Here is a 10,868-nt window from a genome sequence, read left to right as displayed (position 1 = left end):
TTCCATCTCCTTTTGAAAAATATTAAAAATAAATAGCTACTTTCCAATTAAGAATTCTAGTTCTGATTTGCAAACCATTTGAACAAATTTAATGGCCGTTGCTTCCTTTTGTGTGTTTGATAATATAGCCATCATCTTATTTTCCGTGTTGTATCCGGCATTTCGAAGTACTGCATTTCCGGTTATATCAATTCCATATTTGTTAGGATTATTGTCATTGTTAGATCTCTTATTAGAATCCAATTCTATAAAAGCCCTTTGTTGAGACAATAATAAAAAGTCACTTCTATCAATAAGAATAACATCTATGTTTTTGGCTGTAATTTGGGCAAGTATCTTTTGATATAACTCAATATTAGTTGATGAGGTGATATTTCCGTTTATATGCCAAAAATTAAGCCTAATTTCCGATTTTGAATCTGCCTTTAGAATTTTTGTAGTTGCTTCCTTTTGAAGAATTTGCAGCTTCTCTGGGTTAATTGTATTTCCAATGATGGTAACATTTAATGCTGATGGTTTTTGATCTTTATCTAAAAAAACAAGAGGAACAAATACAAAAAGTACTAGTATTCCTATTAAGATATGAGCCTTATAATGGTACCAAATGTTGTCTAACGCTTTCATTAGCTGTATTTTTGTCATTTCCATCACCTTGGTTTCACTATGATAGCTGATCGAATCGTATCTATGTTTTTATGAAAATCAATCCCCTGAAACTTCTTCAGGGGATCTTATTCACCTTGGTTATTTTGCTTTAACCCATTCACCTTTAATTTTATTTTCTTTTAAAATCTTGTTGACATCTTTAATTACATCATTTCCGCCTCTGCCCAAATACTCATCAACAAATTTATTCCATTCGGAAATTGGCCTTTGTCCAACAATCATTTTCGTTAATTCATTGGTTGCAAATTCAGCCAGTGCAGGCATCTTATCATCATAAACTTGTGAATGTATCCGGCCTACAGGACTTACGTAGAAATCAGAGTTGGATAGCATGGAAACCATTTTTGTATTAAACTCTTTTGCCTCCGGAGCCTTGGATTGTTTTGCGTAATCCTCCATGGATTTTTCACCTTCAGCCCATGAGCCTTCGCTTTGGTTAAATAGAGCTGCAGGAGCATATTTACTAAATTCTTCTGTTATTTGCGGTGCACCATCGACCATGTTGTAGCCTTTTCCTGATCCACCCATCGCCCAGTCAAAATGCTCGTTATCGGGATTTTGGTTGTCTGCCGGTACATACTTAGCCATGTAATCCATCATTTCTAATATTTTCTCAACTTTTTTCGGGTTGTCCTTCAAATCGGCACTTAGCATCCAAATTCGATAATAACCGCCTCCAGCGACGTACCCTTTGGATTTATCAGGTGCATCGAATGGAGGAATCGCTTCAATTTTTGCATCGGGAGCTGTTTTTCTTAAGGTTGCTAAATCAAGATTTTGCGGTTGAGATCCCTTGTCTTTCCCAGGTTGCTCATACCAAATTCCAACTTTCCCCGCATTAAAATCTTTAAATACATCATTATAAGGTTTAACTGCCCAGTCTTTGTCAAGGGCGCCTGCTTTATACAATTCATTCAGAAAGGTAATTTTCTCTTTGGATCCCTTAGAAATTTGCCCAGGAATTAATTGACCATCCTTATTTTTATGGTACCAGGTGCTGCTCCAATAGGCTCCAAATGCTGGATCATAAATCATCCCTTTTGCTAAACCTAAACCTACGGTATCATTTTTGCCATTTCCATCAGGATCTTTTGTTGCAAAAGCAATGGCTACCTCTTTTAACTCTTCATAATTAGTCGGCATCTTTAACCCTAGCTTATCAAGCCAGTCTTTGCGGATAATCGGTTTTTTTCCGCCGCTTGCTGGGAAGTAAAGGGGAATCCCATATTTTTTTCCGTCCACACTCACAATATCCCAAACCGATTGCGGAATTGCTTTAAACGTTTCATACTTTTTCACATAATCATTCAAAGGTAAAAACGCACCCTGCTCGGACCACTTAACATAGTTAGCATCCACTCCTTCAGTCCCGACCACATCCGGGATGTCTCCTGAAGCCATTTTTACAGTCAGCTTATCATCATACAAATCAAATGGGATATATTGCGGCTGGAAATCCACATTGAACTTTTCATTTACTTTTTTCACCGCTTCGTTTCCAGGCTCTGGAACAGGAGTCTCCCACGAACCATCAAACCAAGAGATTGCTATTTTACTATCTTTACCATTTCCGCTGCTAGTTGAGGCCTTTTCATCTTTTGGTGAGCAGGCAGCAAGTGCACCTGCTAAAAGAACAGTAGATAAAGTAATGGACATGAAACGTTTCATCCAAATGATTCCCCCTTGTACTATTTTTCTTTTCCTTAAAAACTTACAAACTGAATGAATGCTATTCTTTTACCGATCCAAGCATCACTCCTTTCGCAAAATGCTTTTGAAGAAATGGATAGACAATCAAAATTGGAATGGTGGCAATAAGGATCGCCGCCATTCCAACTGTCTCTGCCGGCGGAGGATGAGCCATTCCCACTTGCATACCAGCGTCAAGTAAATTTCCTTGGTTTAAAATGACAAGCTGTCTAAGCACAACCTGTACGGTCCATTTGGCCGGATCACTTAAATAAAGAAGTGCCGTGAAATATGAGTTCCAAATACCAACTGCGTAAAACAATCCAAAGGCTGCTAAAGCTGGCTTCGATAATGGGAGAATGATTTTCGCAAAAATTTGCAAATCATTCGCTCCGTCGATAATAGCAGCTTCAGTTAGATCCATCGGTAATCCCATGAAAAATTGCCTCATGACAATTAAATTAAACGAGCTAATTGCACCAGGAATGATCAGGGACCATAGTGAGTCCATTAAACCCGTTGCCTGAACAATCATATAAGTAGGAATCATTCCCGCACCAAATACAAATGTAAATAATACGAGAAATACATATATTTTCTGGCCGAGAATATTTCTTGATAATGCATAAGCCATCATAGCTGTCAACATTAAACTAACGATTGTGCCTGCCACGGTTATATAAATGGTAACTCCAAGAGAACGGATGAATTCTTTGGAGCCTAAAATATACTCATATGCATCTAGCACCCATGTCTTTGGAAATAGCAGCAAATCTGTTTTTACAAATTCTTCGTATGTTGCAAAGGAAACAACAAACATATAATAAAATGGAAACAACATGGCCAGTGCGATAAGACCAAGAAGAATGACATTGGTACTATCAACGATTTTCTCTGATGGTTTTCTACTATTTAGCACGAATTCTCCCTCATTTCTTAGTAGACTCCTTGATCGCCAAACCGTTTTGCTAATCGGTTCGCACCGACAATTAAGATTAACCCAACAACAGATTTAAACAATCCTACCGCTGTAGCAAAGCTGAAGTCAGAGTTTTGAATCCCCTTTAAATAGACGAAGGTATCAAGCACGTTTCCAACTTCCATTGTGAAAGGAGTTAACATTAAGTAGATTTGTTCGAAGCCTACATCTAGTACACTGCCCAATCGTAATATTAATAAGATAATGATTGTGCTTTTTAGAGCAGGCAGTGTAATATGCCATATCTGCTGCCAACGGTTGGCACCATCAACTGCTGCAGCTTCGTAAAGACTTGGATTAATTCCTGATAATGCAGCAAGGAAGATGATGGTCCCCCATCCAGATTCCTTCCAGATTACCTCAAGAATAACCAATGGCATAAACCAGTGAGGATCCTGTAAAAATCCAATAGGTTCCACACCGAAAACGCTTCCAATGATTTTATTTACAATTCCATCTGATTTTAATAAAATCGTTACAATGCCGATAACGACCACCCAAGATAAAAAATGGGGAAGATAAACTATTGATTGGATCACTCTTTTATATAAACTTGAGCTCACTTCATTTAGCATAATCGCTAGAATTATAGAAATTGGAAAGGCAAAGACGATTTGAAGAAAAGATAGGGATAATGTATTCCACAATACCCGAATAACTTCACGATTCTCAAATATGGTTTTAAAGTGTTTAAGTCCGACCCACTCACTATTGAAAAACCCCTGAAAGGCGCTAAAATCTTGAAAAGCGATAATATTCCCAGCCATAGGAATATACCGGTAGATAATAAAATAGAGAAGTCCAGGCAATAACAATAGATAAAGGTAACGCTCTTTCCACATTCTTTTCAGAATACTTTTCCTTTGTTTGATTGTTAAATTTGTTTCTTCCTTTAAATCCCCTATTAATTCTGGTGTTCTTTGTAAATCTTCCATCTCTCTACGTCACTTCCTTTCAAATGAATGCCTGGTTCAAGTACTTGAATCTAAATTTCCTTTGTTATTTGTAACAGGCCTTAAATTATTCTGAAATAACCCTTTTATTTTTGAAGGTTTTTTTACCGAATCGCTTTCCTTTATCTCATCCATACTTTTAAATACCTTCATTGACACCCACATTGAAAAGAACGAGAACAGACTTACACTAAAGATTGGAATGAATCCTGGTACGGTCATGAACAATAAATATAATCCATAGTTCCCGACGACCATAAGAAGTGTATGAAAAGGGAATGAAACACCTATTAATAATGAAATGCTAAAGTATCGACCGAACTTAGTATCAAAATGGGCATATACAGGAAAGATAAATAATAGAAGAATAATGAACAAAATACATAGCATGAAAACAAAGATTAGTAGAAACCAATATGTAACTCCATGCGAAAAGCGGATAAGGGAAAAATTCAAATAAATTAGAACGCCAGCGATTGTGATCGCAAATCCTAAAGCGTTTGCTTTCCAAAACTCCTTCCGAAATGTAGTCCAATATAATTTTACGAATGAACGATTTTCAGCGTTTCCTACCATCCATTTGCGCATAACAGTATATAGACCTACCGTAGCGGGCATGATCCCTAAGATCACACCTCCACAAAGTGAAAATACTACCCAGAGCATTTGAAATTGTGCAATTCTCATGAGCTTTTCAGCAAAATGATTGAATTTCCCCATAAGTCCGTTATTTCCCATCTATCATTCCCCTTTTCTGTGTGGTAGAAATTTAAACGATAATTTTGCTTGGGTCTTGACTGATCTCTACCACTTTTCCACCAGAGCGGATTGATTCAGTTGCTGCACAGCCAACCGCAACGCTCATTCTTCCCGCAAATGGTGTGGTTAATGGCTGTTTGTTGTATAGCACCAAATCAACAAAATCATTAGTGATTTTCGGATCAGCTCCGCCATGACTGCCTTGTTCTTTTTTCATGTCATAGGTAATATCGCTAAATTCGTTCCATGAATTGGTTTTTCTTGTCTTTATGTATACCTTTCCATTTACATCATCATTTTCAACTCTGCCTTTAGACCCAATAAAGGTATAGTTCCTAGAATAATCTGGTGTAAAATGACATTGTAAGTACGATGCTTTAATACCGCTTTCAAGCTCCATAATCAACATATTATTATCCTCAACATCGATTTCTTCTCGGAAAGCACATTGTGTTAACGTATGTAGACTAGCTTCAGGACAAGTATCTATTAATTCACAATCAGGGCAGGTTAAGTGATTAGGCTTATCCCCTCCGTAATAGTCCAGGCTGCCAAAAGCAGAAACTCTTTTTGTATATTTGTCTGTAATCCAATGGATGACATCGAGATCATGTGAACCTTTTTGCAGCAACAGTGAAGTAGTGTTTTTTGCGGTTCCATGCCAGTCATGATAGTAGTAATAGCCGCCTAATCCGACAAAATGCCTTACCCAAACGGCTTTAATATCACCAATTACACCCGAGTCTATAATCTCTTTCATCGTTTGATACATGCTCATATAGCGCATATTGAAACCAACCATTAAATGTTTTCCTGCTTTTTCTGCTTGTTCGATAATCCGATCACAGCCTTCTACTGTGATTGCTAATGGCTTTTCACAATAGACATGTTTTCCTGCTTTTAGTGCAGCGATGGCATGTTCCTCATGCAAATAATCAGGTGAAAGAATAGCGACAGCATCAACATCTGTGCGGGCTAAAAGCTCATTATAATCTGTAGTAATGTAGGCATGTTCATTAATTTTTTCTCTAAATGTCTTCAATCTTTCCAGGGAAACATCGGCAGCCGAAACAACTTCTGATTTTCCGCCAGGATTATGCCAGTACTTCGCGATCCCGCTTCGAAGTCCAGCACCGATGATACCAATTCTTACAGTTTCCATCCTCATTCACTCCTATTAATCTATAAATTTTATTTTAATCTAGGAAAACGTTTGCATTATATTATTTGAACGTTTTCCGGAAAAACATAATAAAAAAGTCAAGCTATCAGTTTTTTAAACCTAGCTTTACGTCTTAAAATATTCTACCTCCGAATGTAATAATGGTTTACCGAAAATGAATTCCAATAGTCTTTAACCCTTCGTACTGATAATTGGCTTATACAATTCCTAGTGGATCCAATATAATGAGAAATGAAGTTGATATAATAAAGGATTACGTAAAATCTATATTGATAGGGAATTTGCGATTGAGAAATGATCGTAGATGAGTGTTAAATGGATGTTTGATGGATGTGTTGTCATGATCAATTTAGCCATTCGTTGCCTTCTTTATTTGTATTGCCCTTGCTGCCTACTGGGATGCATTTTCTGTTTTATTTCTAATATAAAATCCATCCCCCTCCTCTCTTTCAGTCTTAATCGTGGAAATTTCTTACAGTTATAATATACGACAAAATGGGTTGATGGGTCAACCCTATAATATAAACATCCTGATAGACAGCGTCGGGAATATACGAATCTACAACGTTAAGGCAGAAGACCTTGTATAAATAGGGGCATTGCACGATAGTCGTATTTCTCTAAAATCTCTAATATAAGCTGCTTCAGTTCGTGTTCTTGACTGCTGCAGCTTATATTAAAACTTTAAGTTTATACGAGTTTAATGTAAAATCAAAAAACATTATGGTAACCATAACAATATTTTATCGATACTCAGCACGATACTAATATAAAACCAGTTCAAAAAATCTAATATTATGGAGATGAGCTTTTATGGAATTAAGACCAACACATGTAGAGTCAACCCGACAACCAGTATCTAACAAACTAAGATTATCTGTGTCTATCAAAACAATACGAAAGATCCTATTACGCTTGTAAATAAATGATAAACTCCGTATTTCTATTCTATTATTGGAATGTATGAATGAATAACGACTTGATTTGGCCTTAAGCCTTCTTCATCAAAAATAACAACTTCATTATGTTCCTTTAATAAGGATGCCGGAATCTTATATTCCTCCTGCGGGCCAATGTTCCAGTACCGTCCTAAACAATGGCCATTTACCCAAAAACAGCCTTTACTCATACCATCCAACCGAATTTTTACAATCGGACTGTTTTCTGGCTTCCAGTCAAAAGAACTTTTATACCAGCGTGGAGAAATCATTTGTGGATTCGCAACTGTCCATTCCTTTTCCTCTTGAAGCTGAGCAAATGATTTTGTTTTCCAATTGCGGATTTGCTCCTTTTCATTAAACAAATAGAGATCAAACCGGCGAATACTAGAAAGATTTTGCGCATCTAAATCGATTACGTTCTCCCCCTGCTTTAAAGCATCGCTGATATCTGCAACCCCATAGACAGCACTGCCTCTTGACCAAGCCGTTTGACTTTCCATCAACATTTTTACTGACCTTCCATTTAACTGAACCCGCGAAACTCCGTCACCAACAAGAATTGCACGATCATATCCGTCATTGAAGAAGGAATTCAAAAAACCAATACGCCCTTCAATTTTTGGGATGCTGGATAAATGATGAGGTACACCGCACCCTTCAACCTGCCATCCTTCCCGTATTGATAGATACTTTCCATTAAGAGCAGGGGCTTCACTCATCCCTTTTGGTTCCCCGATGGCTTGAGAATAATTGAATCTTCCCATATTCTGGACAAGGCATGTTAGTGTATTTTTCCCTTTCTTAACAGGAACCTCAATGGCTGCAGCCCCAATCATGCTAAGCTTGTCAACATATTGATCATTACAGAAGACCATGACGGGATCCTCGATTCTCGTGAAAACAATCGTCGTATTCTTCGTTTCTTCAGCATAAAATTCACTTTCATAACCTAAATACCCGCTAAACTGTCCGAAGCTGCTAAAATCAAGCGGTTTATCTCCCTCTTTCAAGTTTCCGCTTAAAAAACAAAGCTTTTCATCTGCCGCTTTCCAATGTAATGGATGGTTTGCCGTGCTCTTTTCCAAATGAGTAACCGCTTTTTCTAAAGATTTTCTTGAAACCACTTCAATCGAATAGCTGATACCATCTTCAAAGGAAAGCTGAACGGTTTGCGGCTGGCTTCCATGGAATAAATGAAACGTAACCAGGCCATCTTCATTGATTTCAAAGCGATTCGGCATAGGACAATGAACTTCAGCCTTTCTATTAAGCTGTAATTTTAAAAACGAACGCTGCCCTTCCTCTTGATAAATGACCGCCTTATCGGTTTCGAACCCAGTCGTCTGACCAGTGAGTGTCACAATGGAAAAGCTGTTTCCAACGTCCACATGACGGACAATCGGTAAAACCGCATTTGCCTCAATCGCAAACGGAATCGTTTCACCATCAAGTAAAACCTGAGATTGGACTCGTTCCTGTCTATGATTCTCAATAAATATCACTTCACCATGGTGACTGACGATCCGCTGAGATTCTAGATAACTAGGAAGTTTTAAATCCGCACCTGTTTGTTCTGCATTTGTGAATACAGGTTCGAGCCACTTTGTAAAGGCATGAAACCTTTTTAAAACCTCATATTTTCTTGTTGGCTGTAAATATTCATCAATCGCAACATCATAATCGTATGATGTCGTTGAAAAAGTCTGTTCTCCAACCGTCCTGCCGCCCCAATGATCAAAATTGGTGCCGCCGAAATACATGTAATAATTGATCGCAGAGAATCCATTAATCAAGAGCTGGTAACATTCACGTTCAAGCTGCTCCGGTGTTTTTTGATTCGCTTTATTTCCGCCCCATTGTTCAAACCAGCCGATCCAAAACTCCATAACCCCTTTCGGCTGATTGGCAAACCGCTCATCTAAGATTTCAGCGGCTTGTTTGGCATCCGACCAAAAATTGCGGAATTCTACAGCTCCATCAACAGCTCCGTAGCAGGTAACAAATGGTACCTCAATGCCTCTTGTCAGCATACCGTCCCTTAAATATTCCATATACGTTTTATCTGGTTTGCCATAAGCTTGGAACTCGTTTTCGATTTGGACCATGATGATGGTCCCTTTTTTCGTCAACTGAAATTCATCAATGATTGGTATAACCTGATCAAAATATTTATCTACATATTGTAAATAGACAGAATCAGCGGAGCGATATTGAATCGCCTTTTTCGTAGAGAGCCACCAAGGAAATCCGCCAAAATCCCATTCAGCACAAATATACGGCCCTGGTCTCGCAATCACAAACAATCCTCTCTCAGCGCATAACTGAAAAAAATGCGCTAAATCCTTGTCGCCGGAGAAATCCCATTCCCCTTCATTCATTTCATGAAAATTCCATGGGATGTACGTTTCGATTGTATTGCATCCTCCTGCTACCGCCATATCTAAAACTTCGCTCCACTCCGCTCTTGGAAGACGGAAATAGTGGATCGCAGCAGATAGGATAAAGATTCTTTCATTATGAATCTTCCAGCTTTTTTTATCATAGGTAATCATCTAAACGCCTCCACAATCTTATAATCTATTGATATTTAGTCTTTTTTTACACATATTTTCGATTGTAATCATAAAGCAGTCCTAAGAGACCGGCTAATCCGAGTAACATCAAGCCCAGTTCAAGTTTACCCACTGTCTTTTGGCCAATGATAACCAATGAGAGACAAATGATTAAAACGACGAGTTTTAGGATTACGACTATAGTAGCTTTCATTGGATAAGTCCTCCGATCGGATTTCACTAGGCGGCTGTTAGTCCTTCAATCCGCCAAGGGTCATTCCTTGTGTTAATTTCTTTTGTACCATGATGTATAAAATCAAGGTTGGGAGCATGACGAGTACCATACCCGCATACATTTGGCCGTAATTAGCGGCAGACTTTTGAGCCGCCATTAAGTTCATCAGCCCCACAGGCAATGTCTTATTCGGACCCGGAATTAAGGTTAGAGCAATAATATATTCATTCCAAAAGGCTAGAAAATTAAATAAAATAACAGCTATAATACTGGGACGGGCCATAGGAATCATAATCGAAATCATAGTCTTAAAATAGCCAGCGCCGTCGACGAGCGCCGCTTCCTCATAAGTGGAAGGCAGTGATTGAAAATAGCTGGACAACAAATAAATGGTGAAAGGCAGTGCCGTCGAGGCATAAACAACAGCTAAAATAAATAAATTGTCCAGCAGGAATCCATCGCCAAATTGTCCCCTTAAGAAGGCATCCCCATCTAACAACAGTAGGAATATCGGAACAACAATATAGTTTACATTGATAAATAATCCTGCTTTAAACAGGCCATTCATAAATAGACTGCCTTTAAAGTTGTATCTGGCAAGCACATAGGCCGCTGGCAGGGCGACAGCCAATAAAATGAGCAGCGCCAAAGCAGTCACGAGGACGGAGTTTAACATATAAGTACCCATGTTTGCCTTTTGAAAAGCATCAATGAAATTTTGAAAATAGAAACCTTTTGGCATGGCCCAAGGGCTTCCGTAAAATTCCGAGTTTTGCTTCACTGAAGCTAAGAAAACCCATGCTACAGGGATAATGATAGAGACGGCTAATGTAATGAGAGCAACGTAGATAAATATACGGTAAACTGTTTCAGCACTCATTCCTTTTTGTGTTTTCATCGTTCATGGACCT

The 10,868-nt window shown here is 38.3% G+C and carries 9 protein-coding genes; all 9 read right to left on the bottom strand.

Annotation, left to right across the window (positions count from 1 at the left end; translation table 11 throughout):
• Nucleotides 1–36: 36 nt before the first annotated feature.
• Entirely contained in the window at nucleotides 37–642 is a 606-nt protein-coding gene (locus ACIFOT_RS10685; protein WP_430064471.1) for a hypothetical protein, read from the bottom strand.
• Between the two features lie 102 nt (nucleotides 643–744).
• Nucleotides 745–2,334 (bottom strand): extracellular solute-binding protein, encoded by a 1,590-nt coding sequence (locus tag ACIFOT_RS10680; protein ID WP_430064470.1) that lies wholly within the window; start codon nucleotides 2,332–2,334, stop codon nucleotides 745–747.
• 61 nt (nucleotides 2,335–2,395) lie between these two features.
• On the bottom strand, nucleotides 2,396–3,274 hold the full coding sequence (locus ACIFOT_RS10675) for a carbohydrate ABC transporter permease (RefSeq protein ID WP_430064469.1): 879 nt from the start codon (nucleotides 3,272–3,274) through the stop codon (nucleotides 2,396–2,398).
• A gap of 17 nt (nucleotides 3,275–3,291) precedes the next feature.
• The gene (locus tag ACIFOT_RS10670; protein WP_430064468.1) at nucleotides 3,292–4,269 is read right to left on the bottom strand and encodes an ABC transporter permease; all 978 of its coding nucleotides are present in this window, start codon (nucleotides 4,267–4,269) and stop codon (nucleotides 3,292–3,294) included.
• A 36-nt stretch (nucleotides 4,270–4,305) separates the two neighbouring features.
• The gene (locus ACIFOT_RS10665; RefSeq protein WP_430064467.1) at nucleotides 4,306–5,025 is read right to left on the bottom strand and encodes a YesL family protein; all 720 of its coding nucleotides are present in this window, start codon (nucleotides 5,023–5,025) and stop codon (nucleotides 4,306–4,308) included.
• A 31-nt stretch (nucleotides 5,026–5,056) separates the two neighbouring features.
• Nucleotides 5,057–6,208, bottom strand: a complete 1,152-nt coding sequence (locus tag ACIFOT_RS10660; protein ID WP_430064466.1) for a Gfo/Idh/MocA family protein — start codon at nucleotides 6,206–6,208, stop codon at nucleotides 5,057–5,059.
• A 964-nt stretch (nucleotides 6,209–7,172) separates the two neighbouring features.
• Complete coding sequence (locus tag ACIFOT_RS10655) at nucleotides 7,173–9,722, bottom strand: beta-galactosidase (protein ID WP_430064465.1); 2,550 nt, start codon at nucleotides 9,720–9,722, stop codon at nucleotides 7,173–7,175.
• Nucleotides 9,723–9,768: 46 nt separating this feature from the next.
• Nucleotides 9,769–9,936 (bottom strand): DUF6903 family protein, encoded by a 168-nt coding sequence (locus ACIFOT_RS10650; protein ID WP_430064464.1) that lies wholly within the window; start codon nucleotides 9,934–9,936, stop codon nucleotides 9,769–9,771.
• A gap of 37 nt (nucleotides 9,937–9,973) precedes the next feature.
• Nucleotides 9,974–10,855, bottom strand: coding sequence for a carbohydrate ABC transporter permease (locus ACIFOT_RS10645; protein WP_430064463.1), 882 nt, complete (start codon nucleotides 10,853–10,855; stop codon nucleotides 9,974–9,976).
• Nucleotides 10,856–10,868: the final 13 nt, after the last annotated feature.

It is taken from the genome of Neobacillus sp. NRS-1170 (assembly GCF_050468025.1).
The sequence above is the reverse complement of the archived record's forward strand: the minus strand, read 5'-3'. Positions and strand labels throughout refer to the sequence as shown.